The organism is Ruegeria sp. AD9, assembly GCF_056542305.1.
Map to the genome: position 1 here is coordinate 1 of NZ_JBQFZP010000005.1, position 25,946 is coordinate 25,946.

Annotated in this window: 27 protein-coding genes and 2 tRNA genes; 8 read left to right on the forward strand and 21 right to left on the reverse strand. The window is 57.0% G+C overall.

Translation table 11 applies throughout. The features are described from left to right. Positions 1 to 142: 142 nt before the first annotated feature. Together ACR0AM_RS08940 and ACR0AM_RS08945 are read left to right on the forward strand one after the other, a co-directional pair. Positions 143 to 631 (forward strand): tetratricopeptide repeat protein, encoded by a 489-nt coding sequence (locus ACR0AM_RS08940; protein ID WP_480622702.1) that lies wholly within the window; start codon positions 143 to 145, stop codon positions 629 to 631. After that, positions 632 to 913: a hypothetical protein gene (locus ACR0AM_RS08945; RefSeq protein ID WP_480622703.1), complete on the forward strand. Its 282-nt coding sequence runs from the start codon at positions 632 to 634 to the stop codon at positions 911 to 913. Here the strand turns inward: ACR0AM_RS08945 and ACR0AM_RS08950 are convergent. Continuing rightward, entirely contained in the window at positions 902 to 2,404 is a 1,503-nt protein-coding gene (locus ACR0AM_RS08950) for a phospholipase D family protein (protein ID WP_480622704.1), read from the reverse strand. The two genes, ACR0AM_RS08945 and ACR0AM_RS08950, sit on opposite strands and share 12 nt — an antisense overlap. 223 nt (positions 2,405 to 2,627) lie before the next feature. Here ACR0AM_RS08950 and ACR0AM_RS08955 point away from each other — a divergent pair, with 223 nt between their 5' ends. Next, positions 2,628 to 3,809 carry an adenylate/guanylate cyclase domain-containing protein gene (locus tag ACR0AM_RS08955; RefSeq protein WP_209598754.1) on the forward strand — a complete coding sequence of 394 codons (1,182 nt, stop codon included), beginning with the start codon at positions 2,628 to 2,630 and terminating at the stop codon, positions 3,807 to 3,809. A 375-nt stretch (positions 3,810 to 4,184) separates the two neighbouring features. Here the strand turns inward: ACR0AM_RS08955 and ACR0AM_RS08960 are convergent, their stop codons facing one another. Further along, a complete protein-coding gene (locus ACR0AM_RS08960) occupies positions 4,185 to 5,663 on the reverse strand; it encodes a DUF1254 domain-containing protein (protein WP_209598753.1) in 1,479 nt (492 codons plus the stop codon). 20 nt (positions 5,664 to 5,683) lie between these two features. Then, positions 5,684 to 7,114 carry a DUF1214 domain-containing protein gene (locus tag ACR0AM_RS08965; RefSeq protein ID WP_209598752.1) on the reverse strand — a complete coding sequence of 477 codons (1,431 nt, stop codon included), beginning with the start codon at positions 7,112 to 7,114 and terminating at the stop codon, positions 5,684 to 5,686. Between the two features lie 123 nt (positions 7,115 to 7,237). Here ACR0AM_RS08965 and ACR0AM_RS08970 point away from each other — a divergent pair, with 123 nt between their 5' ends. Further along, positions 7,238 to 8,230 carry an AraC family transcriptional regulator gene (locus ACR0AM_RS08970; RefSeq protein ID WP_209598751.1) on the forward strand — a complete coding sequence of 331 codons (993 nt, stop codon included), beginning with the start codon at positions 7,238 to 7,240 and terminating at the stop codon, positions 8,228 to 8,230. A gap of 446 nt (positions 8,231 to 8,676) precedes the next feature. Here ACR0AM_RS08970 and ACR0AM_RS08975 read toward each other — a convergent pair. The 6 genes from ACR0AM_RS08975 to ACR0AM_RS09000 all read right to left on the reverse strand — a co-directional run bounded on the left by ACR0AM_RS08975 (position 8,677) and on the right by ACR0AM_RS09000 (position 11,804). Beyond that, positions 8,677 to 8,751 (reverse strand) — tRNA-Phe (locus ACR0AM_RS08975). A gap of 79 nt (positions 8,752 to 8,830) precedes the next feature. Continuing rightward, positions 8,831 to 9,013 (reverse strand): DNA gyrase inhibitor YacG, encoded by a 183-nt coding sequence (locus tag ACR0AM_RS08980; protein ID WP_480520993.1) that lies wholly within the window; start codon positions 9,011 to 9,013, stop codon positions 8,831 to 8,833. After that, positions 9,010 to 10,032, reverse strand: a complete 1,023-nt coding sequence (locus tag ACR0AM_RS08985; protein ID WP_480622705.1) for a ribonuclease E/G — start codon at positions 10,030 to 10,032, stop codon at positions 9,010 to 9,012. Before ACR0AM_RS08985 ends, ACR0AM_RS08980 begins: the two co-directional genes overlap by 4 nt. Further along, positions 10,029 to 10,607: a Maf family protein gene (locus tag ACR0AM_RS08990; protein WP_480622706.1), complete on the reverse strand. Its 579-nt coding sequence runs from the start codon at positions 10,605 to 10,607 to the stop codon at positions 10,029 to 10,031. The genes ACR0AM_RS08985 and ACR0AM_RS08990 overlap by 4 nt, the downstream gene beginning before the upstream one ends. Before the next feature lie 11 nt (positions 10,608 to 10,618). Beyond that, positions 10,619 to 10,837: a translation initiation factor IF-1 gene (infA, locus tag ACR0AM_RS08995; RefSeq protein ID WP_005978431.1), complete on the reverse strand. Its 219-nt coding sequence runs from the start codon at positions 10,835 to 10,837 to the stop codon at positions 10,619 to 10,621. Positions 10,838 to 10,928: 91 nt separating this feature from the next. After that, the gene (locus ACR0AM_RS09000; RefSeq protein ID WP_480622707.1) at positions 10,929 to 11,804 is read right to left on the reverse strand and encodes a carbon-nitrogen hydrolase family protein; all 876 of its coding nucleotides are present in this window, start codon (positions 11,802 to 11,804) and stop codon (positions 10,929 to 10,931) included. A 441-nt stretch (positions 11,805 to 12,245) separates the two neighbouring features. Here ACR0AM_RS09000 and ACR0AM_RS09005 point away from each other — a divergent pair, with 441 nt between their 5' ends. Continuing rightward, positions 12,246 to 12,974, forward strand: a complete 729-nt coding sequence (locus ACR0AM_RS09005) for a biosynthetic peptidoglycan transglycosylase (RefSeq protein WP_480507475.1) — start codon at positions 12,246 to 12,248, stop codon at positions 12,972 to 12,974. On the opposite strand, the gene ACR0AM_RS09010 is transcribed toward ACR0AM_RS09005, so the two are convergent. The 10 genes from ACR0AM_RS09010 to ACR0AM_RS09055 form a co-directional block, all read right to left on the reverse strand. Further along, complete coding sequence (locus ACR0AM_RS09010; protein ID WP_480622708.1) at positions 12,947 to 13,558, reverse strand: hypothetical protein; 612 nt, start codon at positions 13,556 to 13,558, stop codon at positions 12,947 to 12,949. The genes ACR0AM_RS09005 and ACR0AM_RS09010 overlap by 28 nt on opposite strands. A 225-nt stretch (positions 13,559 to 13,783) precedes the next feature. Further along, the gene (locus tag ACR0AM_RS09015) at positions 13,784 to 14,377 is read right to left on the reverse strand and encodes a GNAT family N-acetyltransferase (RefSeq protein ID WP_480622709.1); all 594 of its coding nucleotides are present in this window, start codon (positions 14,375 to 14,377) and stop codon (positions 13,784 to 13,786) included. Then, a complete protein-coding gene (locus ACR0AM_RS09020; protein ID WP_480622710.1) occupies positions 14,370 to 14,768 on the reverse strand; it encodes a ketosteroid isomerase-related protein in 399 nt (132 codons plus the stop codon). Before ACR0AM_RS09020 ends, ACR0AM_RS09015 begins: the two co-directional genes overlap by 8 nt. Beyond that, entirely contained in the window at positions 14,765 to 15,223 is a 459-nt protein-coding gene (locus tag ACR0AM_RS09025; protein ID WP_209505795.1) for an arsenate-mycothiol transferase ArsC, read from the reverse strand. The genes ACR0AM_RS09020 and ACR0AM_RS09025 overlap by 4 nt, the downstream gene beginning before the upstream one ends. A gap of 3 nt (positions 15,224 to 15,226) precedes the next feature. Then, entirely contained in the window at positions 15,227 to 15,706 is a 480-nt protein-coding gene (locus ACR0AM_RS09030; RefSeq protein WP_171722821.1) for a UPF0262 family protein, read from the reverse strand. A 98-nt stretch (positions 15,707 to 15,804) separates the two neighbouring features. Further along, positions 15,805 to 17,106, reverse strand: coding sequence for a histidinol dehydrogenase (gene hisD / locus ACR0AM_RS09035; protein WP_480539489.1), 1,302 nt, complete (start codon positions 17,104 to 17,106; stop codon positions 15,805 to 15,807). Between the two features lie 61 nt (positions 17,107 to 17,167). Continuing rightward, complete coding sequence (locus ACR0AM_RS09040) at positions 17,168 to 17,689, reverse strand: GNAT family N-acetyltransferase (RefSeq protein WP_480495062.1); 522 nt, start codon at positions 17,687 to 17,689, stop codon at positions 17,168 to 17,170. Further along, on the reverse strand, positions 17,690 to 18,166 hold the full coding sequence (locus ACR0AM_RS09045; RefSeq protein WP_480539491.1) for a DUF2948 family protein: 477 nt from the start codon (positions 18,164 to 18,166) through the stop codon (positions 17,690 to 17,692). Then, a complete protein-coding gene (gene murA / locus ACR0AM_RS09050; RefSeq protein WP_480539493.1) occupies positions 18,163 to 19,431 on the reverse strand; it encodes a UDP-N-acetylglucosamine 1-carboxyvinyltransferase in 1,269 nt (422 codons plus the stop codon). Before murA ends, ACR0AM_RS09045 begins: the two co-directional genes overlap by 4 nt. A 6-nt stretch (positions 19,432 to 19,437) precedes the next feature. After that, positions 19,438 to 19,593: a hypothetical protein gene (locus tag ACR0AM_RS09055; RefSeq protein ID WP_209505784.1), complete on the reverse strand. Its 156-nt coding sequence runs from the start codon at positions 19,591 to 19,593 to the stop codon at positions 19,438 to 19,440. An 83-nt stretch (positions 19,594 to 19,676) separates the two neighbouring features. Between ACR0AM_RS09055 and ACR0AM_RS09060 the strand changes: the two genes are divergently transcribed. After that, a tRNA-Thr gene (locus ACR0AM_RS09060) sits at positions 19,677 to 19,751 on the forward strand. 246 nt (positions 19,752 to 19,997) lie between these two features. Here ACR0AM_RS09060 and ACR0AM_RS09065 read toward each other — a convergent pair. Then, a complete protein-coding gene (locus ACR0AM_RS09065; protein ID WP_480555606.1) occupies positions 19,998 to 21,953 on the reverse strand; it encodes a DUF3604 domain-containing protein in 1,956 nt (651 codons plus the stop codon). A 340-nt stretch (positions 21,954 to 22,293) separates the two neighbouring features. On the opposite strand from ACR0AM_RS09065, the gene ACR0AM_RS09070 reads away from it, so the two are divergent. Both ACR0AM_RS09070 and ACR0AM_RS09075 read left to right on the forward strand, forming a co-directional pair. Next, entirely contained in the window at positions 22,294 to 23,118 is an 825-nt protein-coding gene (locus ACR0AM_RS09070; RefSeq protein ID WP_480622711.1) for a peptidyl-prolyl cis-trans isomerase, read from the forward strand. Then, positions 23,115 to 24,113 carry a HupE/UreJ family protein gene (locus ACR0AM_RS09075; protein ID WP_480622712.1) on the forward strand — a complete coding sequence of 333 codons (999 nt, stop codon included), beginning with the start codon at positions 23,115 to 23,117 and terminating at the stop codon, positions 24,111 to 24,113. The genes ACR0AM_RS09070 and ACR0AM_RS09075 overlap by 4 nt, the downstream gene beginning before the upstream one ends. Before the next feature lie 521 nt (positions 24,114 to 24,634). On the opposite strand, the gene ACR0AM_RS09080 is transcribed toward ACR0AM_RS09075, so the two are convergent. Beyond that, positions 24,635 to 25,747, reverse strand: coding sequence for a linear amide C-N hydrolase (locus ACR0AM_RS09080; protein ID WP_480518990.1), 1,113 nt, complete (start codon positions 25,745 to 25,747; stop codon positions 24,635 to 24,637). Positions 25,748 to 25,946 lie beyond the last annotated feature (199 nt).

The window sequence follows — 25,946 nt, forward strand, 5'->3', positions numbered from 1 at the left end:
GCCGAACTGACACACATTCAACCATGCTGGAACACCCAGCATGACAGTGACCTGATGCCAAATCTGACGATCGTTCCGCATATAGGACGTTGTCAGTGACAATCCGACCGTTCTGACCGACGCGGCATTTGCCTACATCTGGTTGGGTCTTTTTCTGAAAGCTGAACCCATCGCCGAACGCGCGGTAGAGCTCAATCCGAACTCGGCATTCAACTGTTCTGTCTGCGGCCACGTTCTAGCAATCGTTGGCCGAAAGGACGAGGGCATCGAGTTGACTCGAAAGGCTTTCCTTTTGAGCCCGAGAGATCCGCTGGAATACATGTTTCATCTCTATGAAGGCTCTGCGCTCTTCTTCACAGACGACCTCCGCGCCGCCCAACGTGCTCTTGAACATTCTCTTCGGCTAAAGCCCGATCTTATGTTTCCCCGAATGTTTCTTGCCGCGATCTTTGAAAAAGAAGGCCGCACCGAAGATGCTCAGCTCCAATTGAAAAGAATTATTGATTTCGGATCCGGGGACGCGATCAAGAATATTTTTCGCCCCCGTCCCGAAGGAACCTTGTGGCCCTCCCTAACCGAACCGATCAGGAGGGTTTACGATGGTGATGTTCCTAGTCCGTTAGGTGCCTGAGTGTCTGAGCTCTGTTTCTCGTTTGGTAAAGTCTGCTTATCCCGCAAAGCAGATATTGAGCAGATTTCACGAAATGTCCGCTCCGAGCCCATAGCGACCGATGCTGCGGTCGCCATCAACGTCGGCGATGCGCAGAATGCGGACTTTGCAAATTCTCGATATCGGATAAACAAAATGACAGGCTGGAAACAATCAGCAGACGTTTTCGACTCAAAGCTGCCGTATTACAAGCCGGTGTCTTCTGGTAGCGTCGGCTATCTGCCAAAAAGCCTAAAGCTGTGAACCAATTGGTAAAATACTTAGAAATCCAGCAACTATGTGATCCCATGTCGATCCTGTCGGCTCTGATAGATAAACGATAACGTTGCCATCACTATCTCGTGTCGTCCATTTAAGCTGACCAGCCTTCTCGAGCGTCACATTATATGTGTATGCGGGTAGCGCGTGGTCCAAGGCACCCATGGTCTGTGCAGTCAATGCTGGTGAGTCAATCAGAACTCCCATCTCGGTGTTGATGTTGACAGATCGCGGGTCCCAGTTGAACGACCCTACGAACAAGTATCGGTCATCAACTGCAAATGCCTTGGAGTGTAGACCTGACCTCGATTGAGCCCAGTTAATACCGCGGCGCTGTAACTGATAGGCGTCCGGTCGCAACTCGTAGAGTTCTACTCCTCCGCGTAAAAGTACACGGCGTTTCTTGGCGTAGTGCGCGTAAACGGGAGCGACGTCATTAGATGCAAGTGAATTGGTTACGACCTTCACGTCGACCCCACGTTTCTCCAGTTCGGTCAGCCATTGCACACCTTTGTTGCGCGGAACGAAATAGGCGGACACGATGTTCACTTCACTGCTGGCATTCTCAAAATACGGAAGCAATTGAGATGCAAGAACGGGACCTGAGTTCTCGAGACCGGTGGCTTTTGAAGGCGGATCAGCATAAAGTTTCGCAGGCAGCCAATCCAAAGATAAGGCCCCATCTGCAAAGTTCTCTTGTGCTGACTTTCTGAGGGCAGCACCGTACTGGGTTTGCTTCGCTTCTTCGACCAGTTCATTCAACCTGCTTCGCGCATCGCTTAGGTCAAATTCCTGGGGTTCTCCAACAACCACGCGAGCCGGAACGGCAAACTCACTGTTCCAGTATGAGTCAAAGCTTCGCGACACCTCGCGTACAACAGGGCCAGCGGCCAGTACATCCAGATCAGCGTAGTTCATTTCTTCCCGTGCGAGAAAGTATTCGGCACCGATATTTCTCCCACCCACAATCGTGAACACGTTGTCTGCCGTCATGGACTTGTTGTGCATTCTGCGATTGATGCGTTTGAAATCTGTCAGACCTGCGATCACAAGGCTTTGTTCCCGCCAGAACGGATTGAATAGCCTGATCTCAATATTCTTGTGATTGTCCAACGCGGCAGTCATCGCGTCATAGCTGGACGTATCCATGTCATCCAGCAACAATCGGACACGAACACCCCGATCTGCCGCTTGCAAAAGACTTGCAGCGAATAGGTGACCCGTTGGATCGTTGTGCAGAAGGTAGTATTGCGCGTCTATCGTTCTCTCGGCCGCCGCAGCCAGCAACAGCCGCGAGACAAGAGCTTCTTCGCCGTCACTGATCAGCTTAACGCCCGACCGACCGTCTTTGGGGTCCCCAAGCCGATTGGCCGCCCGACTAAGAGCTGTACGCGAGTCTACCGGCAGCGAAGCCGATACCGTCTTTTCATATGTGCGAGTTTTGGAGGCGCAAGCAACAAGGGTCAGCGTGTACAAGATACAGACCACCAACTTCCATCGTGTCATCGGCTTCCTCCATCCCCATGTCCTAGGTGACTACGCCCAGACGGGTGATTGCAAGTCTGTTCTGTGAAGCATGAGATTGTTTCGTTGATCGTAGTTGATTTGGTGAAACCCCAACTTCCCCATGCAGGTATGCGATTTTGACGCAATCTCAATTCAAAAGTACTCTACCAGTAAGCAAGCGCAAACGAGGACCATGCCTGATCCCGAACACATAAATGACTCCGTCACGGAACCCTCGCCGCGTGCTGTAGCCGACGGTATGGGCATGGCGACTGAGGAGTTTAAAATTTCGATGCCAATCGGGATCGGAGCTGTCCTTGCTGCTCTGGCGTCCTTGGCCACGTGCTATTCCGGGATTTTGCTGACCTATTTGATTGGCTACGAAGCGCCTTCCATAAACCCGCATGCGCAAGCGGTGCTCATGTGGGTGTTCGCATTGTTGGCGGTAGGTTTTTTATGGAGAGACCGGAAACGGCATGCCAGGGAGCTTCCGCTCGTCCTTGGTGGGATTGCTGCGCTCATCCTGATTGTCACACTGTACCTCGGCTATGATGAACGCGTCGAAGCGCTTGCCTATGTGCTTTTGGTGATCGCGGCTTTGCTAAACCAGAATTTTATACTCGACGCTTTGAACCACACAGTTCGCAACCAGACACATGAAATAGAGGCTTTAAACGAAAGACTGACCGAGAAAGTAAAGCGCCAGGAAAGCGAGATTGACAGGCTGGGTCGTCTCAAACAATTCCTTGCGCCTCAAGTTGCGGAGCTTGTCGTAGAAGAAAACTCTGACGAGCTTCTTAAAACCCATCGTCAATACATCGCTTGCCTATTTTGCGACATCCGGAATTTCACAGCAATCTCCGAGGCGATTGAGCCGGAAGATGTCATTACCCTTCTCCAGCATTTCCACGATGAGGTTGGTCATTTAGTTGCCCAACACAAGGGAACAATCGGATACCGAGCAGGAGACGGATTGATGGTCTTCTTCAATGATCCGGTTCCCTGCGATCAGCCCGTACTGCAAGCCGTGCAGCTGGCTACAGCAATAAGCGAAGCTTTCGAGGGAATACGAGCACCCTGGGAGAAACTCGGACACGCGATGGGTTTGGGTATTGGGATCGGTAGTGGTTACGCGACGCTTGGGCTTATCGGGTTTCATGGTCGCGCCGACTACACTGCAATCGGTGGTGCTGTGAATACCGCATCAAGGCTTTGCGATTTTGCCAGCGATGGGCAGATCCTTTTAAACCAACGAGCGCTTCTAGACATAGAAGAACATGTGGAGACCCAAGAACTGGGAGAACGGGAACTGAAGGGCATCGGCCACTCTGTGCAGGTTTTTCGCGTTATCAGCCTCTCCCAACAAGCGAAGTGATACTCTCTCTTGTTAGGAGGTCTATCAATCTTCGTATGTTGAAGGCCCGCTAAGGGACTGCGACCAGCCAATCATGCAAGCCGCAGAGAATGGCCGCATCGAGCCCAAAGTCACGAATGCTGCGGTCTGATCAAACTGGTAGATTGCCGACTTTTCAGACATCCAATGGAACCGTTCCGATGACAGCTTCGCGCCCGAAAGCAGCGCACAGTGCCGACTGCAGCAATCCGTAGGAAGGGAGGCGAGCCTGCATTCCCTGCGGTTCCGTCTAACGGCGAGATGCAGGGCATGCCAAAGAGGACGACATGGAAGTGCCCACGTCGCCCTTACTTCCATAGCTCGCCCCGCAAACCCCGTTGGTTGTCTCAGGGAATATCAATCCACCAGTTCGAAATCGTTCATCTTCCAGGTCTGGTCGAAGAACGGCTCCAGCGGGCCGTACAGGCGCACGATGGCTGTCCAGCCCTTGCTCGGATCAGTTTCGACCCAGTTCGACTCCATACCTTCTGGCGCTTTTGGGCCGAAGTAGAGGTCGACCGTTCCGTCTTCATTCTGCGCCAAATCGTCGTAGCTGCTGAGCGCAGGGAATTGCTGTGATGTTGCCATCATCGAGCGGTTTGCGCTGTCGTAGACGACGACAGACCAGAAATCCTTCGCAGGAACATCAGCTGGAACTGTCAGCTTGTACGTCTTCGCACCGTCGAGCGGAACACCTTCGCCATCGGTATGGGTACACAAATATTGCGACCCAATACCCACGTTTTTGCTCGCCATGGCCGGTGTCACGCCTGTCGCATACGCTGCAAAAAAGGCCTGAGCGTCGTAGTCGAGGTATCCGTTCGGGTCAAAGGTGTAGACGCCGCCAACAAACGGGTTCCACCATTTGCGATCCTCGTAGATGTATTTGTCGTCGCCAACGTAGTTCCACATATTGGCCCGAAGCAGCGCCGCGCCCGCCATGGCGGCTGGCTCAAGGATGGCCTTCTCTTCCGGCGTGGGATCGAATGGCTTGCCGAACTCCATGCCGATGGAGGCGAGCAGAAATTTCTGCGCCCCGTCCAGCGCGTCCGGGTGCTCTTCTTCGACGAGGTGCCCAAGCTCTTCCAGGAGGTGATAATTTTCGGAATGAACTGTCCAGATTTCCTGTCCTGAACCATCGATTAGTTCGGTGGGTTCCGGATTGTCCGCTTGGGCCAGCGGGTAGATCTTCAATTGCTCGTACAGCGAATTGGCTGCATCGGTCGTGCCATCGACCAGGAAGGCTCTGAGCGCCAGCCAAACCCCGTAGGTTTTGGATTCAAAAACGAAGTACCCATCCGGTACGTCTCCCTCGTATCCCGGCGGAAGCACGAGGAATTTGCCGCCTTCGCCCTTGTCCGGCCCCGCATTTCCAACATCGCCAACATAGCGCATCCACATGTCGTTGAAGAAACCAAGCATGCCGGGAGGCGCTTCGACCACTGTCGGACCGTCTGTGTTAAGGTCGAGAAAAGTCATCGCATAGACGGTTGTATTGTTGGCTGTCAGAAACTCGGACTTGGCGTCCATCAGGTCCTTGAACACAATGACCTGATTAGGTTTTCCTGCACCGAAATCTGCGTAACCCTTGCGCATCGCATAGAGCGAGGCTCCAAAGACGTTTTGCTGGATCACTTCCATCACCCGATAGGTCGTCCGGATCTGGAACAAACGTTCGGTGGTCTCAGCGGTCGGAAATCCCTTCTCGAAGGTGAAGTTGCCGATGATCGTGTTGAACTCTTCGTTCTCTAGGAAGCGGCCATCGCCGCCTTCCGCAAGCGCCATGTTCGCTGTTACGGCAAGGGCCGCGCATCCGGCAAGAAATGTGCGTTTCATCTTTTTCTCCTGTCAGAAAATCAGTTTGCTTTCTCGACGTCCGGCAGTTGCCATCCGCTTTCGATCCATCCTTCCGCTGGCCCATAAAGGCGAAATAGCAAGAAGAAGTCCTCGCCGGTCGGTATCCAGTTGCTTTCGAGGCCATCCGGAGCCGTTGGCGCGAAATAGACGTCAACCGAGCCGTCGTCATTGACCTGCATGTCCGGCAGATTTGGCGTTGCCAGGCCCACGCGCTCATTGCCTGCGACGAAGCCCTTGGACTTCATGCTGTAGACGATGACCGACCAGAAATCCTCAGCGGGCGTGTCGGCGGGAACATTGAGTTTGTAGCTGTCTTGCCCGTTCAGCATATCTCCATCGCTGTCGGTCAGGCCTGTAAGGTAGAAAGTCCCGCCACCCAGCTTCTTCGGCAGATAGGTGATCCACGAATACGAACCGCCCGCGCGGTCATCGATCAGCACCATTTCATCGGTCACATAAGGAAAACCCGCTTCCGGCTGACCCTCGGCGAAGGCCCAGACTCCCCATTTGCGGTCTTCCCAGAGCGGAACGACCGAGCGCGTGATGAAATGCTCCTGCATGGTGTCATAGGCGCATTGCAGCCCTTCCAGCATCGCGGCCTGCATTTCCTCATCCGGTTCAAACGGCTCGCCGCGCACCATACCAAGCGAGGCCAGCATCGCCATCATGACCTTGTCCTGCTCCAGAACCGGCTCGCGCTGGATGACCGTGTTCATGTCGTGAAAAAACGTCATGTCATACACGGGAAGCGAGTTGATCGGGTTCTCCTTTACGTCGATGAATTCAGTTGGCGACGGATTGTCGACCTCGGACAAGGGGTAGACTTGAAGGGTCTGGGCGTAGGCAGCCTGATCTTTGCTGGTGCCACCATCCTTTGCTACAGGGCGGAAGGCGAAATGAACGCCATAGGTGTTGGACGGATAGATGTAGTAGCCCTCTTGCGGGAGGTCGCCGTCATATCCCGGTGGCACGATGAGGTACCTCCCGCCTTCGCCCGCATCATCGCCCGAGGTGCCAACATCTGCCAACGGAACCTGCCAGGCGTTCGTGATCGTTCCAAAGAATGCCGCCTTTTCTCCGGCTGACGGAACATCGATGACAACGGGCTCATCCACCGCGTATCCACCGCCAAATACATACGGTGTCACGTCGTTGGCCGTCAGGAAGCCGTGTCGGCTGTCCATCGGTTCGCTCATATAAGCGATCACGCCTTTGTCGGCCCCCGCATCGCGCTGGATCGCCAACTCGATATCGTAAACGCCAACGGCAGGCATCGCCCAGATCGCAGCCTCGCAGGAGCGCCGGACGACGGTATCGCGGGCGATTTCAGACATCTCCGCCACAACAGGCCCAGCCAGAATTGAAAGTGCAACGCCTGCATACAGCCCACGAGCAGCCTGCCTGGTTGCCATATTTGTACTTATGGTCATCTGCGTCTCGCCTCCCGCCAATAGCCAAATCGAGAGCATAGGTTGGCATATCGCTGCGAGATCGGCGTATCATTTCACGACAGAATCACGATTAAGCAAACCTGTATGCCAGCAGACCCTCCCATGATCTCCGCCAAGGCGCTTGGTGCGATGCCGCAATTCACGCTTGAAACCTGCGGGCAAAAACCGCTTGAACGAGCGTTGAAGCGATCCGGTTTGCCCCATCGCTTCATCGAAAGTCGCGATGGCTACATCCCGAAACACGCCCTCGCGACATTCATTCAAGAGGTCGGGCGTTCCGCTGGGGAAGAGAATATCGGCCTGCTCTGGGCACCGCATCTCACCGTCGCGGATTACGGGGCATGGGGAGACTACGTTCTGTCCTCGCCAAACCTCGGAGCGGCTCTCGTGCGAACTGCAAAGGCGATCTCGTATCACTCGAGTGCGGACCTGATCGAGTTTCAAACACACGGCGCCCGTGCATGGTATGGATATCGCTTCGGACTGCGATCACATAGTGCGTATTCCGACGTCGCTTTTTCGGCAGTAGGCGTCTTTCTCAGCGTCTTCAGGCACTACCTTGGACCAGCGTGGTCGCCGGAGCGGCTGATGATCGATACTTCAAAACCGTCCGCAGGAGATCGCGCCGAGGAAGTCTTCGGGTGCCCAGTCCATTGGGATCAACCTGCATTGGGAGTTGTCTTTTCCAGCAAACTTTTGCGGACGACCGCCACGGAGGCCAAACCGAAAGCGACTATCGAGGACATTGCTCGAGAGAGAGTTGGTGGCCCGCCCAAGACTTTGCCCCACAAGGTAGCTGCCATGGTGCGACTGCAGATCTATGAGGGTTCGGTGTCCATCGAAAGAACCGCAGAATGCATGGATATCGGGGTCAGAACCTTGCAGCGAGGATTGATGCTGGATGGGGTTCGGTTCAGGGACATCGTGAACAACTCTCGAATAGAGCGTGCCAAAGAACTTCTGCGTCACGGCGATGTGTCGGTTGCAGCCGTCGCATTGGATCTTGGTTATTCGAGCCCAAACAACTTCAGTCGGGCCTTCAACGCTCAGACAGGCTTTTCGCCCAGCCAGTTCGCCGCGTCGGACCCGCGCTAGGTCGCTTGGCCTCGAAAGTCGCCGTTTGAGCCAACGCTACTGAGTCGAGACTTTTAGGATCTCGCAACAAGCGTAGGAGCCGCCGTTCGCAGCGACGAACCAAAAGGCCATATCTGGGTCGGTCACGTAGGTGCAGGAACCCTATGCAAATGTCTGGAAGCGTTCGCATTGCGGTCCATACTCGTGGAGCCCCGAGGTCGGCTTTGCGCAGAATACGGACCCATCAGTCAGCGCAGGGAACGGCAACAAAGTCCCGCACACCCGTCGTTGGTGTCCATTCGTTCGAACGTCCGCTTTTGCGACCGACCCTCGACAAAACAAATTGATTAAACCGAACACTGGCTTCGGCAAGAGAAGTGCCAAACATCATAGGTGGACAGATAGGTGGATAAATTTTAGGCAAGAATGCCTAAATATATGATTTTAAGAGATTTATGATGATATAGTGGTGCCCGGGGGCGGAATCGAACCACCGACACGAGGATTTTCAATCCACTGCTCTACCCCTGAGCTACCCGGGCACGGGAACGACGTTTGTCGTTGGGTGGAGGCGTTCTATGACTTGCTACCGGCAGTGTCCAGAGGCTTTTTTACATTTTTTCAGTGCGGTCGCATTGTATTGTGTTCGTCCGTATCGCCCTCGGTCTCAGGGTCGTCTTCGCGCTGAGACGGGACCGCGTAAGAGCCATTCAGCCACTTGGCCAGATCAATGTCTGCGCAGCGTTTCGAACAGAACGGGCGGAACTTCTTTTGCGTTTCTTCTCCGCAGATCGGGCAGCTCATTTCAGGATCTCAGCGACAGGTAACCGGCTGCGTTTGCGCTGCAACTCGAAATGACCCAGAGGTGTCCACCCCGCCAATATCGTCTCGTCCGGATCCGACTTGAAGGCGGCACGCAGGACGGATTCGAACCCTCGGCGGTCTTTCTTGGGCATTGGGGCCAGATCCAGTGTGATCTGCCCTGCCAGCCCACGCACACGCAACGCACGTGGCAAAGCTTTGGCACAAGCGAAGTTGGCTTTTGTTCCTGCCGCCAGCGACGTATCCGCGCCTGTGTTCACATCTACGGCCACTAATGCGCGGGTCGGTTCGATATAGAGGTGTCCGCCTCCGGGTAGAGGTTCGGAGATGCCACGGGCAACATCCAGCGCATCCAGCACACCATGGGTTTCAAAACTGCCGGTTTTAGTCACAACCTCGGCAGGATCGGTCCAGTCGCGCCATGCGAGGATATGCGGGCTGTCACCTTCGCTGAGCAGTTCGACGTCGGACCCCTCGTCGTTCATCACTTGTTCAGCTTGCACAAGCATGGCCGAAATGTCGTCGGCAATGTCACCGGCATCCGCATCCATGCAGCAGGAGCGGAGGATCAACCCGTAGGGGCTGTCGCCCATTTGTTCATGCGCGATTTCAAGCAGTTGATCCCGCCTGTCTTCATCCTTGATGCTGCGCGAGATGTTCAGGCCCGGCGCGTCGGGCGTGACAATGGCAAAGCGACTTTTGAACAGGATACGGTTGGTTACAGGGATGGCCTTGCCGGGCTCGGCATATCCGCCAACCTGCACCAAAAGCGTGGCACCCGGCGCTAACCCTTTGACTTGTCGCAGAAAAGCTGGGCCGTCGGGTGTAACCAGGAACATGCCGCCCTGCCCTTTGACCGGTCGATCGGCACGGGCGCGATAGATGGTGCCGGGCGCGGGTGCGTCGGTGGCGATCAGGAGATCATCAAGCTTTCCGTCGACCATCAATGCCGCGGCTTCGCGGTCTTGGATATGGTCCAGAACGATGGTTCGACCCTTCATGATGCCTCGCTATACAGTGGGTAGCCGATCCCTTGCAGCAAGGCGGCGGTCTCGGACAGGGGCAGCCCCACGATGCCAGTGAACGAGCCCGAAATCCATGGGATGAATGCGCCGGCAGGGCCTTGGATCGCGTAGGCCCCGGCTTTACCCTGCCAATCACCGGTCGCCAGATAAGCGTTGATTTCAACGTCCGACAGGCGTTTGACCTTGACCTGCGAGACGACATCGCGCTGCAGGATGCGATCCCCGCGCCGAACGGCGACCGAAGTGATCACCCGGTGACGGCGACCGGACAGAGCGTACAGGAACTCTGCGGCTTGGCCCTCATCCTCAGGCTTGCCCAGAATACGCCGCCCCAGTGCAACAGTCGTGTCCGCGCAAAGCGTGATGTCGTCGCTATCCGATTGAACTGCCTTTACTTTTTCACGCGTAATGCGGCTGCAATACGGAACAGGAAGCTCACCCTTCAGCGGTGTTTCGTCGATGTCAGGGGGGCGGATGGCGTCGGGCTGCACGCCAAGCTGCGCCAGCAGGTCCAGCCGCCTTGGGCTGCCCGATCCCAGTATAAACGCCATCTCGGCAGACGTTATTTGAAGCGGTAGTTGATCCGACCCTTGGTCAGATCATAGGGGGTCATCTCGACCTGAACCTTGTCGCCGGCCAGAACACGGATGCGGTTCTTGCGCATCTTTCCTGCCGTATGTGCGATGATTTCATGGCCGTTTTCCAGCTCGACCCGAAACGTCGCATTAGGCAGGAGTTCCTTCACGACACCGGGAAATTCGAGCGTATCTTCCTTGGCCATGTTGTCTCCATCATTAGGTTGCGCCCGCAGAATCTGCGGGGATGTGCGCTTAAATGAGCCTATTTTTCCCTTATTTCAAGGGCGGATTCATCTAAAGGGCGGATAATGTGACCGTTTCGACTCGGGCGTCCTGCTCTGGCCAATGGGTCCGGTTCAGCACATGGCCATCGGCGCGGACCTCGGCGATGGCGGACAGGTCGACATCCGCATAGGTCCAGCCGGGCTGGTTCAGAGCGCCCTCGGCCAGCACTCCGGTGGCCGGAAACCCCTTGTCCGGCGGGCCGAAAACGCCGCCCATGCCGGTGTTCATGTCCACTGCCTCGGACCAGTCGTTGGCTCCGACCAGTGACGACATAACTGTAACGCATTGATTTTCCAATGCTCTTGACATTGCCCCGATGCGAACACGCCAATACCCCGACAGCGCTTCGGTGCAGGACGGTACAAGGATCACATCTGCTTCGCTGAGTGCGCGGCCCAGCAGGGGAAACTCGCTGTCATAGCAGATCAGAACACCGATTTTGCCCAGCGCGGTGTCGAACAGCTTGAGCGGACCACCCGGCGCGATGTCCCAATCCTCGCGTTCAAAGCGGGTCATGATCTGCTTGTCCTGATGGTCGCGGCCACCGTCCGGGGCGTAGAACGCGGCGCGGTTCACCGGGCGGCCGGACCCATCCACAACCGGGGCCGATGCACCCAGAATGTACGTTTTGTACGCGCTTGCGAGGCGCGAGTGCAAATTTTGTACATCCTCGAACCGGTCCGAAACCGCGCGGATCGAGCGTTCCAGATCACCCGCCACCTCGGCCCCATCAAGCGTCGACACCTCCATCGCGCCGTATTCGGGGAACACCAGCAGCCCGGCCCCCTGCCCGGCAGCCTCGGCAACCCATCGGTCCAGCTTGTCCTCGTACTGCGCCCAGCTGTCGAGCCAGTCGAGATCATATGCTGCGGTTGCGACTTTCATTGGTGGGGTCCCCTGAGCCGATGTGTCGAGGCACTAAACCGTGAGAGCCGCCGCGTGTACAGTTCAATCTGGTGCTGGGGGCGGGTGAAGGGGGAAAAGAGCCCTTATCGGCCATTGCTTTGTAATCCGTCTGCGGCGACTGCATTGGGCCGCTGCCAGCCCAATCCGGAAGTTCACAGCCACGCATTGCAAACACCGAAACGCGGCCATGAGGGGCGACCATGAAAGGAGTAGAGGAGGTCGAACAAGCCATTTCCCGCAGTCTTCAACGGGCATGTCTCACCAGCAATGGAACAGTTTGTACCGGGCAGACAGGATGAGTGTTTAACCTTCCTCTATCGAGCAAAGTATAAGAAAATAAGGAATAATTGATGTCTTTGCATTTTCCGGCTGGTGTGCGAACCATATGGAACCACTTAAATTGAGTCTGTTCGGCACACGATGAAAATCAAACCTGCACAACTTTACTCCCCTAAGAGCACCTTAGGCCTCAAGAGATACCTACTTAATCTCAATCGGGATCTTGATCGCGTGAAGAGAGATATAGAGTTCAATGACAATTTCGGATGGATATTTCAGCACTCTATTTCTAGGCAAGAACCCACACTAACAAATTTTGAAGTCGCAACGCTCTACCTCGAAGATCGTCGCTTCTTTTCACATAACGGGTTTGAATTTAGGTCTCTTCTGCGAGCCCTAAAACGCCTTGTTACGCGCGGGTCGCTGAACGGCATGAGCACGATTGACCAACAAGTAGTTCGTATTTCTCTGAAAAGATATGAAAGATCACTTTCGAGAAAGCTGAATGAAATCTTGCTTGCAGTCTTTCTCAATTTACACGTCTCTAAGAGGCGTATTTTCGATTATTACATACACAACGCATACCTTGGATTTAAGATGGAGGGTTGTGAGGTCACCTCACAGAAGACATTCGGCGTTCGAGCCTCTGACTTGGATGCAAAGCAAGCGGCATTTGTCGCAAGTCTACTTCCTTTACCTTTCCCTCGATCCGTTTGGGAAGTTTACCACAATACTCCCGGTTATCCTTTTTCAGACCCTGATCGGATTATCAGTCTTGCAAGGGGCCATGCGCCTTGGTGGGCTTCACGTATCAGCTATAGGATGAGCGTGGCTCTCAATGCTTATGACCGCATGCCGAAAAGTCTTTGAACGAGATAAGTCCGGGATATCAGGTCAAGACTTCCAACATCGATATTGTTGTACAGCGCACTTCTACCCGTCTCTTCATTGGCAGTCATCTCGTTTAGTTCCGCCAAAAATCGATAGGCTCTATACCTAGAGACATCTAATTTTTTGGAGCAAGACTTGTGTTCCTCTAAATGCTGTGCGCTCAAGTTCTCCATTCCAAGGCGATACGTTCGCAGTAAAGTATCACTGACATCTCGCAATGAAGAATGCACCGAGTTCTCAAACTCAAGCATCTTCTCCTTGCCGAAATAGTGGTAAATTTTTGATTTAAAAGTTGAAAACTCGTGCATCCAATCCCGGACGCTAGTGCGAAAGTCTTGCAGTTCATCGGTAGTGACGTCTCCACGATTCACATGGGCGATGAACTCTGATGTTGCTGAAATCCTTTTGTCGAAAGCGCGAGCCAAGGACTCAATGATCTCCATGCAGGCGTCGAACTCCCTCTGCCGAACCTCTTCCATTTTGTTGTGGCGCCATGATCTCTGCTGAAGGACATACCCTACAATGGCAACAACTAGACCAATAAGTACTGTTTGAGGAATCATTTTCTCACACTGCGTTTGCTCAATCAGCAGAAAACTATTTGCTTTTTTAGGCGATGGCTACTGACTGTTTAATCAGGCTGAGTACTTGCACTTTGCAAAAACGGATTTGTTGCGCAAAACTGCCGCTAGTAGTGCGGAGTACAGCTAGAGCAGCGAAGTTCGGCTTTGTGGCCTCACTTCTTGCAACACAAAAAAAACCTGCTCCACCGCCCCCCAACCCGGACCCTACAAATCCCTGATCCAGAACTGCAACGGCTTCAGCGTTTCTCCCTCCTCCCCGATATCCTTCCACGAGAATTGGGCGATTGCGCCGGGTAAGGGCTTGTATCCGCGGGCGCGCCAGAAGGTGTCGAGCGGGCGATAGTGGTCTGGGCGCAGGGGGTGGTCGGTGGGGCGCTGCACGCTGCAAAAGGCGCATTTGGCAAAGCCCAGTTCGCGGGCGTGCGCCTCGCGCGTGTCGAAGAATTTGTGGCCGACGCCCTGCCCGCGATAGTCCGGCAGCAGGACGGATTCAGCGCAATAGAATATCTGCGACAGGTCCAGCCCGGTGTCTGCGAAGGCCGCGGCGAAATCGTCGGCGTGGTCGGTCAGCGGCGCGCCGGTCGAGGCGCCGATCAGGCGGTCGCCGTCGAAGGCGCCGACCACGATGGCCTTGTCGCTGTCGCGGTAGGATTGCAGGTATTTGCGTTCGTATTCCAGATCGCCGTCATAGAGGTAGGGCCAGGCGTGAAACACCCGGATCCGCAGGCGGGCGACATCGTCCAGAGCGGCCCCGAGTGCCGCTCCGGTCAGGGGGCGGACGTCACTGACGTCAGCCATTCGAGACCTGTTTGGTCCAGTCTGCAAGGTTGTAGAAGGTGGTGACGCGGGTGATCTTGCCGTCCCTGAGATCAAAGAACGATCCGGCAGGCAGGCGATAGGTCTGGCCGTGCGCGTCGGGCAGGCCCTCGTCGGTTTCCAGATAGGTGCCGTTGACGATGAACTCGGCCGCGGCGCGGGTGCCGCCCTGCGCCTCGAACACGACGATGTCGGTCAGGTTTTCGCGGTAGCAGCGGTTCATATGGGCGCAAAAGGCCGCGAACTTGTCCTTGCCGACGCGAATCTGGCCTTCGTTCACGTGATGGGCCACGTCATCGGACAGGCAGGCCAGCATGCCATCGACGTCACCAGCGTTGAAGGCATCGAAATAGGTTTTGATGGTCTGGTTCATGTCCCCTCCGTTGGTTCGCCCCAGCGGTCTTTCAGGTGCTGAATGATCTGGTCGCGGGTCTGTCGGTAGTGATGTAGCTTTTGTTCGCGGGTCTCGCCCATCCCGGTAGGGTCCATTATTGGCCAATAATCGACATCGAGGTGAAAAACACGGGTCAGTTCCAGCGCCTGACGCTGGCTGGCAGGTGAAAGCGCCACGACCAGATCGAACGAGCTGAGGTCATCGCCCCATTCCTGCATCTCGTCGAAGGAGCGCGACCGGTGGCGGGACAGTTCCACGCCGACCTCGTGGCAGACCGCGATGCTGAAGCCGTCGATTTCCAGATCGTTATGCACACCGGCGGACTGGACATAGGTGCCGGTGCCATAGAATTTCTTCATCAGCCCCTCGGCCATCGGGGACCGAACCGCGTTGTGGTCGCAACAGAACAGGACCGACTGCGGCAGAGGCTTCACGCGTCAGCCCCCAAAATGCAGAACGCAGATCAGCGTGAACAGGCGGCGGGCGGTGTCGGTGTCGACATCTGCCTTGCCTTCCAGCCGTTCCTGCAAAACACGGCTGCCTTCGTTGTGGATACCCCGGCGGGCCATGTCGATGGTTTCGATCTGGCTGGGCGGCAGCGATTTCACCGCGTCAAAATAGCTTTCGCAGATCTGGAAGTAATCCTTGACCACCTGCCGGAAGGGACCGAGCGACAGGTGAAACTCGGCCGCTTTTTCGTTGGCCTCGGTTTCAATGTCGAAGACAAGCCGTTTGTCGCGGATCGAAAGCTGAAGGCGATAGGGGCCTTCGGGCACAACGCGGTCGTCGCGTTTGGGCAGCGAGAAGCTGTTTTCTTCAAGCAGATCATAGATGGCGACCTTGCGCTCCTGCTCGATCTCGGGCGTGGGCGGCGGCAGATTTCTATCATCCAGTTCGATATGCGAGATGCGGGTCATCTTTACAGTCACATTCCTTGCGTCAGCACAGACCTATAACAATGATATTCAACGGGCAACGCACAGAAACGCCATATGCGCCCGGTCTTTGCGTCATTTCAGCCATTCAGGCCGTTCAGGCGCGCGGTGACCGAGAGGCCATGCGCCTCGAGGCTTTCCGATTGCGCCAGCTGTTCGGCAGCAGGGCCGATGGCACGCAGGGCTTCGGGAGTCATCTGACTAAGCGTGGTGCGTTTGAGGAAATCCATCACGCTGAGGCCAGACGAAAACCGTGCCGAGCGGGCGGTGGGCAACACGTGGTTGGGACCGCCGACGTAGTCGCCGATGGCTTCGGGTGTGTACTGACCCAGAAAGATGGCTCCGGCGTGGATGGTTTTTTCGCTCAGCGCGCGCGGGTCGGCCACGCAAAGTTCCAGATGTTCCGGGGCAATGCGGTTGGACAGGGCGGCGGCCTCGTCCAGGTTGCGCACGGTGATCACCGCGCCGTAGTCACGCCAACTGGCCCCAGCGATGGCGCGGCGTTGCAGGGTTTCCAGCCGTTTTTCGACCGCCTGCGCGACGGATTGGCCGAATGCGGCGTCATCGGTGATCAGGATCGACTGCGCGCTTTCGTCATGCTCGGCCTGGCTGAGCAGGTCCAGCGCGATCCAGTCAGGGTCGTTGTTCTTGTCGGCGATGACCAGAATTTCCGAGGGGCCGGCAATCATGTCGATGCCGACCTTGCCAAAGACGCGCCGCTTGGCGGCGGCGACAAAGGCGTTGCCCGGTCCGGTGATCTTGTCGACCGGCGCGATGGTGTCGGTGCCGTAGGCAAGCGCCGCCACGGCCTGCGCGCCGCCGATGCGATAGACCTCGTCCACACCCGACAGCTGTGCCGCCAGCAGCACCAGCGGGTTCACCTGCCCTTCGGGCGTGGGCACCACGATGGCCAGCCGTTCCACACCGGCCACCTTGGCCGGGATGGCGTTCATCAGCACCGATGACGGGTACGAGGCCAGCCCACCCGGCACGTAAAGCCCTGCGGCCGAGACAGCAGACCAGCGCCAGCCGAGTGTTGCGCCCGTCGCATCCGTCCATTCCTGATCCTCGGGCAATTGCCTTTCGTGATAGGCCCGGATACGGGAAGCGGCCAGTTCCAGCGCCGCGCGATCGTCGGCCCCGACCTGCGCCACCGCATCCGCGATCTCCTGTGCGCTGAAGGCCAGCGTTTCGGGCGTCAGCGCCAGCCGGTCGAATTTGGCCGTCAGTTCGATCACCGCCGCATCGCCCCGGTTGCGCACGTCGTCGATGATCTGCGCCACAACCGCATCCACATCCGGGCTGTCCTCGCGCTTGGCCGAGAGCAGGGTCCGGAAGGCGGGTTCGAAATCGGGCGATTTGGTATCAAGGAAAACGGGCATGATCTGGCACTCCGGGCGTTGCGCATTGGGACATATCGCCCGGAGCGCGCGGCCTCAACCCTCAGCCCACGGGGTGCAGCGATTTGTGCATGGCAAAGCAGGACAGATCCCCGTGGCCGCAGCACCGGCCGGTAGCCTGCCAGCCGTGGCGCAGATAGAAATCCTGCGCGGTTTTTGTTGCCTCAAGCGAGGCTGAGGAACATCCCGCCGCGAGCAGTTCCCGTTCCAGCCGATTCAAAACCGCCGCCCCCAGACCACAGCCCTTATGATCCGGGTCGATGTAAAGCAGAGTGATCTCTCCGGTTTCCAACAAACCGCCTACGGCGGCCACCTGCCCGGCCCGTTCAGCCAGCCAGATCTGCGATCCAGGTTTGATCCAGCCCCGGATCGAGGCCGGGTCCTTGTTATCGGTCCATTGCGCGATGGCCTGCGGGTCACCCTGATGATCGGCCCCGCAGAGCTGCGTGATCGAACGGATCAGAACCCGACTGATGTCGAAAACGTCGAAAACGGTGGCGCGACGCAGAGTGACACCTTCGGGCACCTTCGAAAACGCCTGAGAAATCCCGCGCTTGTTCTGCATCTATTCGGGGTGATGCGGGGCCTGACGGGATGGGGCCTGATAGGGGCGCGTGACGTCCTTGAGGGTGGCATCCAGGGCCTCGACTGTCAGGCGGATCGCGCCGTCACCGGCCAGCGTCAGCAGGACATGGCCCGCGCCATCCTCGCCGGGTTCGAAAACGACCGACATCAACGACATGATCATGTCGGTGTCACCGCGATCAATGCCCTGACTGGACACCGAGAGAACCGAACCGAAGACCAGCACCGACTGCACCCGTTCAAACGGGCGGTCGCGGCGGGCGGCGGCATCCTTGTCTTCCCAGCGGAAGCGGTTCAGCAGCAGGCCAAAGCGGCGCTGCGCCGGTTGCCACTTCATCTCGGTCACAGGAAACACGGCATCCTGCGCGAGGGTCGAGATTACCTGAAGGTCATCTGCATCCTCGGCCCCAAGATTTAGCGGCGCCTCGCGCCCGTCTTCAAAACTTGCGTCTGTCATTGGCCCTTGATCCGTTCAATCTTTGCACCCACGCCTTCCAGCTTGCGCACCACATGTTCATATCCGCGGTCCAGATGATAGACCCGGCTGACCGTTGTTTCGCCTTCTGCCGCCAATCCGGCAAGGATCAGCGAGACCGAAGCCCGCAGATCGGTCGCCATCACCGGCGCCCCTTTCAGGCGTTCAACACCGGCGACCGTGGCGGTGCCGCCATGCACCTCGATATGCGCGCCCATGCGCACCAGTTCGGGGGCGTGCATGAAGCGGTTTTCGAAAATGCGTTCTTCGAGAACCGAGGTGCCCTCAGCCGTGCACATCAGCGCCATCATCTGCGCCTGCAAGTCGGTCGGGAAGCCGGGGAAAGGTTCGGTCACCACATCCACCGCGCGCACGCGCCCGTTTTTGCGGACCACTTTCAGACCGCCTTTGGTTTCTGAAACGCTGACGCCAGCCGCATCCAGCTTGGCCGCAAAGGACTCGACCAGCGACATGCGCCCGCCCAGCAATTCCACCTCGCCGCCACAGATCGCCGGGGCCAGCATATAGGTGCCCAGCTCGATCCGGTCGGTGACAACCTGATGTGTGGCCCCATGCAGCCGATCGACGCCCTGAATTTCGATGGTCGAGCTGCCTTCACCAGAGATCTGGGCACCCATCTTGCGCAGGCATTCAACCAGATCGACGATCTCGGGTTCGCGCGCGGCGTTCTTGAGCACCGTGGTGCCCTTGGCCAGCGTGGCGGCCATGACGATGTTTTCTGTTGCTCCGACAGAGGCAAAGCGCATCTGATGCACGGCGCCTTTCAGACCGCCCGGAGCCTTGGCGTGCAGATAGCCGTCCTTCAGCTCGATCTCGGCGCCCAGCGCCTCGAGCCCTTCGACATGCAGGTCCATCGGCCGTGCGCCGATCGCGCACCCGCCGGGCAGAGAAACAACCGCCTGCCCGAACCGCGCCAGCAAGGGGCCCAGCACAAGGTTCGAGGCGCGCATCTTGCGTACGATGTCATAATCGGCGGTCTGGCTGGTCAGGCTGTGGCTGGACATTGCAATCACCTGACCGTCCTGCAGCGACGACACCTCGGCCCCCAGCGATTGCAGCAGCGCGGTCATGGTCTTGATGTCGCTCAGCCGCGGCGCATTGGTCAGCGTCAGCGGTTCTTCGCTCAGCAATGTTGCGGGCATCAGCGTCAGGCACGCATTCTTGGCCCCCGCAATCGGTATCTGACCGTTCAGCGGGCCATTGCCCGTTACCAGAATCGAATCCATCTGCTCTTATCCCTCGTCCTTGTCAGGCTTGTCCCCCGCGGCCGCACGCGCCTTGGCCTGCGCCTTGCGACGCGCCATGTTGGCCTTCAGCGCCGCCTTCAGCCGCGCCTCGCGCGCATCGCCGGGTTTACCTTGTTTTTTGGGTGAATTTTTATCCGTCATGATCTTTCTCTACAGGAGGCGAAAAAAACCGTCCAGACACCCTTGCGCCGCGTTTCGTTTGAGTCTAATCACCCGCCCACAGCGCTGCTGTAGCTCAGAGGTAGAGCACTCCCTTGGTAAGGGAGAGGTCGAGAGTTCAATTCTCTCCAGCAGCACCATATCCCTTAAAAATTCACTTATTTATCAATATATTACGCTTTTGAATATATTTTAGGCTTACTCCTTGGCCCACCTTATGGAAATACCATTCTCAATTTGGTTGTTTGCTATCCGAAAAATCGGCGCGAGTACCAACTGTGGTATACGATATTGGTTTTCTCGAAGCCTTGCGACACTTCCGGTAGCACAGCAGCGCCATCAAAGGGGCTGTCGAGGGTTACTGTCATCCCAAATTCCGCCATCCGTCAGCCTGCCGGCGTGTACCAGATCGGCGAGGTATAGGCGCGCTCCTGCTGCGACATTGGTGCACCTTCAGGAATCTCGATCCCGTAGCGATAGGCATCGTAGACATACCAAGGCGGTGTGGGGATCTCCAATACCCGGGCGTAGTAGAAGGCCGGGCGTGCCGGATCGAAATCCGGGTCGGTCCAGACGGTCGCAAGCTCGGATGCCCCGATCGAGTTGGCCCAGCTCGCGGTTGCCACATTCACCGTATCGCCTACCGCGGGCAGCATGCCATCCGAGCCGGGGACGCGCCCGTCGGACCAGGCGACGTCATAGATGGCTTCGCTGGTCGTGCCGTCCTCATTGAGCCAGCCCTTCACGACCTGGATGCGGTCGAGGTTGGCGCCAATCGGATCCCTTAGCGCGGCCACCATGAATGTTGGCGCCTCGGCACCATCGGGTGCAGCGGACAGGTCAGCGCCCATTGGCACGCCTTTCGAATACCCTACGGTTGACGGAATACGAGATGCGATATCGGCCTCGTCAAAGTCCCAGCCACCGAAGAAACGAACCGATATTCTAGGGCCGGTCGTGGCGTAGACTTCCTTGCGCGCCATGGCGTCGAAGATGCTTTCGCGGGTATTCTCCTCGGCCCAGACCGCCGTGAGACCGGCAGCGACCATCTGCCAAGCGAACAGCTCACCGTTTTCATTCTTCATGAAAGGATGCTGCATCCGCTCTGCGGACGGCTCGTACCCGGTGTGCTTGCCAAAGAAATTCTCTTCTTCGGCGGTCACAAGACCGGTATGACTGTCTGTCGCGCCGCTGAACCCAAACTTGTAAGGATTTGTCCCGAACTCAGCTTCCAGCGCCAGCCCGCTCTTCAGCGCTTCGCGGGCATATTCTCGCGCCAGCATATCCTCGGTCTTGGCTTCGGATAGATCGAGGTTGCCGACATCCCAATTGTAATAGTCGGCAAACTCGTCATTCGGGCTGAGAAACGGGTGTGCCTCGCCGTCGCCCTTGATCTGAGTGATCTCATAGAGCGGTTCCCATTTGGCCCGGGCTTCAACGTACTCTTGAGTCACAGGCGAGCCGTCGAACCGGATGTCGATCGGAAACATTACGCCGTTGGACAGGTTGCCGTTATGTGCAAGTGCCAGCACCGCGCCGTTGGTCTTCTCCTCGTAGGCCTCGAGATAGGCATAGAGATCCATGGGATCGGGACTGCCCCAGGGCGGCGTCATCACCATGGGAACAACTTGCCCAACGCGGTCCGGCCCATCGCGGAAAATCACGTTGCGGTGCATGTTGTTGCCCGCGACGAGCGAAGTCCATTCGAACCCGAGCATTGGGGTAAAGATGCCGGGCTCGTAGAAGCGCTCGGCGGTCTTGAGGTTGTCCGACCAAATCGTTGCGAACCTTCGCGAGCCGGGCATGTAATTGTTGAACATTTCCTCTTCGATGGCGCCCTGAGAAACGCTTCCGATCAGGTCAAGCGCTGTATCCACTGCTGTCTGTCCGCCCGCGCGGAACCCGTCGGACCAACGTTTGCCCTGTTCATAGCGCGTAACCGACGGATTGCCTGCAAGAGCGTCGAAGATCATGCCCATACCGTCCGAGTGATCTGCAATAACCAGCCAGTCTAATGGGCGCGACAGGCGAACAGGCTGGCCAGAGGACGCGATGATCTCTTCTCCGCGCGCAAAACGATAAGCATCCTCATGGTCAAGGCGCGCACCGAAACCTCCGGCGTCCATGGATTGTCCCGTATGAAGATGCGTCTCTCCCCACAGCGGCCGCTCAGGGAAGGTTCGTCCTGCATAAGGCGAATAGGCGGGAGCAGGATAGGTATCGGCGAGCTGTTCCGAAGCTGGGGTCCATTCCTGCGCATGGGCTGGCATTGCCGTAGTGAGGACAGTCGTTGCGAGCAAGGCAATCGCGTTTTTTACGGCGGCGTGTCTCTGCTGTTCCATGTCTTCTCCTCCCAACGCTTCTGTTTTAGCATAAAACCATATTTTAGCGGTTTGGTCGAACAGTAGCCATGACCGAGATCAAACGGACGTCGTGCTTGGTATAGAGATTTGGCGCGGGCAATCTGGCCTGATTAAGGGCGCCTGTTTGGTGTCAAAGCTTCCGTGCCATGATACCCTTGCTCATCGTAGAATGCATGGAATCCGGCGGCAAGCGTCGCGAGGTTGGCGATTGTATATGCCTCAAGATTACTTAGGTTTTGTGTAATAGCTTGCAATCACATCGCCGACCGTAGAGCTTACCCCCTTGTGGCGACTGATACCCGAAGGCCTGATGATACGCATGCGCACGCTTCTTCTTTCCCCGCTTGTCCATTTCTTCGCGCTTGGTGCCCTGATCTTTGCCGCATACGCGGCGATCGAGGATGAGCCAGTTGCGCTCAGCCCCGATATGATCAGCTTGACCGAGAGCGAGGCAAACCGACTGGTGCAGAACTTCATTGCCACCTGGAACCGCCCCCCCACGATCCGGGAGTTGGAGAACTTGATGCAATCGTGGGCGCTGGAAGAGGCCTATGTCCGCGAGGCGCTGATCCTCGGACTTGATCAAGGCGACGTGGTCATACGCCAGCGATTGAACCAGAAGATGAAGTTCCTCGCAGAATCCGGCGCCGCGATGGTGGAACCAGATGAGGCCATGCTTCAGACGTATCTGGACCAAAACCCGGAACGGTTCACGCAAACCGCTCGAATGGCTCTGGAACAGATCGTTGTGCCCGGAGATCGGGATACCTTAGAACTTCTGGCGCTGCTGGAGAACGGTGCCGACCCGGCGACGCTGGGACCGGCTACTCTACTGCCACAGTCCTTTCCGATAACGCCTTCGCCGGTGATCGACCGCACATTTGGAGAGGGGTTCCACGAGGCGCTGGCGGACCTGCCGGTCGGAAAATGGCAGGGTCCGGTCGAGAGCGGCTATGGCCTGCATCTCGTGCGGGTAATCGAGAGAATGGACGCCGTGCTGCCACCGCTGTCCGAAATCCGCGACCGCGTAAAGGCCGAATGGCTCGCCGCTGAGACAAAGAAAATGCGCGAAAACTTCGGTCAGGCGCTGCTGGATCGCTACACCATTATCTTGCCCAACGCCGAAGAGGTGTTGAACAGATGAAACGGCTGCTGTTACTTCTGCTCGCCATTTCCGCCATCTGTCTGCCGGGATACGCGCCGGCCCACGCGCTTGATCCAGGGTATCTCGATCTCGCGTCCATGGGGCAAGAGCGCTGGCGCGTGACCTGGCGCGCACCTGACGTGAACGGTCGAATGATGCCCATAGAGGCTCGCCTGCCAGGGAACTGTTCACATGAGCCGCCTCCGTCACCGTCCTTTGATGGACGTGCCTGGACAACCGCATGGGTAACCACCTGTCCAGGAGGCCTTGAGGGCGGTGTGATCGAGATCGTCGGGCTGGAGCAGACCAGAACGGAAACCTTAGTGCGGTACGAATTGGAGCCCGGACAGACGCAGGTGCGTCGCCTGACATGGACCGAAACCGCATTCACTGTACCTGAGGATCCTGGGGTTCTCGACATCCTTTCGAGCTATGTCGCGCTCGGAGTGACACACATCCTCGAAGGCCTTGATCACCTGCTTTTTGTCTTCGCGCTTGTGCTGCTGATACGCGATCGCAGTCGGTTGTTCTGGGCGATCACGGCGTTCACCGTTGCGCACAGCATCACGTTGGCTTCGGCCACTCTCGGCTGGCTGAACCTCCCTCCTCCACCTGTCGAGGCCGTGATTGCGCTTTCAATCGTGTTCCTCGCCCATGAGCTATTGCTTTCACCGGAGAACCGTGACCCGTTGGCCGTGCGTTTCCCCTGGATCGTCGCTTTCGCATTCGGCTTGATACATGGTCTGGGGTTCGCCGGGGCACTGAGAGAGATCGGCTTGCCTGAAGGGGACATTCCACTGGCCCTGTTTGCTTTCAACGTCGGGGTAGAGCTTGGTCAGATCCTGTTTATCGTTGTGGTACTGACCATTGGGTTCGCGGCCCGGCTTCTCTATCCGGCAGTAAAAGAGCGAGCGGTCCAGCTTGAACACGTGACAAGTTACTGCATTGGTAGTCTAGCCGCCTTTTGGGTAATTGAACGGATTGCGGGATTTTGAGCGAAGTTTGAAGAAGCTACCGAAAAAGCCACTGGTGCAAACCTTCGCCCGCGAACACCTATCCAAGCTTTATCGGCGGCTACGCCAAGTTGTCTGACGTGGATTGGAATAAGCGTGAGGTCATAGCAATTCATCTGGTTCATCTACGAAACTACACAAATGCATTACTGCGGTTGTTGGATTGGTTTGATTGAAACAGGGCTTTCGGATCAAAAGAACCACTTATGCCGTCATCGTTATTGATTTCGGTGTATATAACAAGTTGGGTGAAAGGCCCTCTGGCTAGATCAATTCAGTGTAAGTGGTGACAGCGCCAGGGTTGGTATTAATGGTCGTGTCTTAGGCTCAGGACCTACAAATCTTGCTCGTATAAAGTGATCGGCTGGCTGCGAGGAGCTGCAACTATTCAATTCGGGCGGAGGTCTGCCTTGGTTCAGGGGATTTAGGCTCGCAATGTTCCGCCGCCCCGGATTTCCGGAGCGGCGGTTGTCATGTGATACTTGGAGGGGTCGGTCTAAGTTTCAGGAGTTCGCGTTGCAGGTCCCCCATTTTACGTCGCCATTGCCATCATTGGCCTGCTGGATGAGGTCGGCGCAGACAGGACCGTCGAAGGCCTTCGTGTCCTCAATGTTGAAAGTGATCGTCTGAGCCGTATCCATGGCGCGGGTGCGAATATCCCCATTGTCCAAGTTGTACTGGAAGCTTACCCAGGTGGGGTAGTCATCGCCTGCGCCGTTGTCCTGCGGGTCCTGGATGTTCAAGGGCACGGTCACCGAGTAATCGAAGGCCTGCTGGATGCGGCCCAGCGTTTCGGCGTAGTTCAGATCGCTGTAATCCTGGTTCATTGACGTCCAGAGCATCCGGACATTGCGGTTGGCCGACCCGATGTCGGCAGGGATGCCTTGCCCCGACGGATTGTTTGCAAGATCAAATTGGGCGGCGTACTCGCGCTGGTCCTGCTGGAGCGGGCTGTTGACCATGACCCGCAGATCGCTGTCGGTATCGCCGGTGTAGACGACCTCCAAGCCACCTTCGTTGAGCTGGAAGAGTGCGATATGGCCGCTTTTGTCGACCGCCGAGAAGTGCACGCCGTGGTAGCTGTCGCTGCCGCGCATCTTTGCTCCCCAGGCGATCTGGAAATCTCCGGCCTCGTGTCCAGCGACGACCTCGGCCACGGTGGCGTAGTTCTCGGCGATGAATGTCGTCAGGTCTGCCATGTTGACCGCTGGCGCACCGCTATCCTTGTGCTCGGTAACGAACGGTTTGGAGTCGTTCATGTAAAGGCCCATGGCGCTCAGGCCCTGGTCGTTGATTGCCTCGGCGGTGACACCGTGGAATGTCTCGTGCTCTTCCATGGCAACCGTGTGATACTTGACGGTCCATTCCTTTACGTTGGCGTATTCGGCAACATCAGAGGAAACGCGGGCTTCGCCCTCCGGGTGGACACGGGCATAGGCGCCCAGACGGCTGCCGCCCCAGTCCAGCGAACGGGTCACGATTGTGCCATGGTCCGTGTCGGCAACGAAGCGCGAACAAGCATTGGCTGTGACGGCAGTGGTGGTCACAGTGGCAGCCAGGATGGCGGTGATGGCGGTGGAGGTCCAGGAGCGGTTCTTGGTGTTGGAGGCTTTCATCTTTCTGTTTCCCTTCGGCTTTTGCGGATCTGTCCGCGTTTTCGATGATTGGGACTTAGCCAACGGTGTGATGAAGCGGGACGTCGACAACTGTTAACAACAGTTGGGCGATCAGAGCCGAACGCCAACCGATCCACCCGATGGGGAGCAATTTTGCAAACAGGTTGCAAGCGCGGGCTTGCGGCTTAGAGTTTAGGGG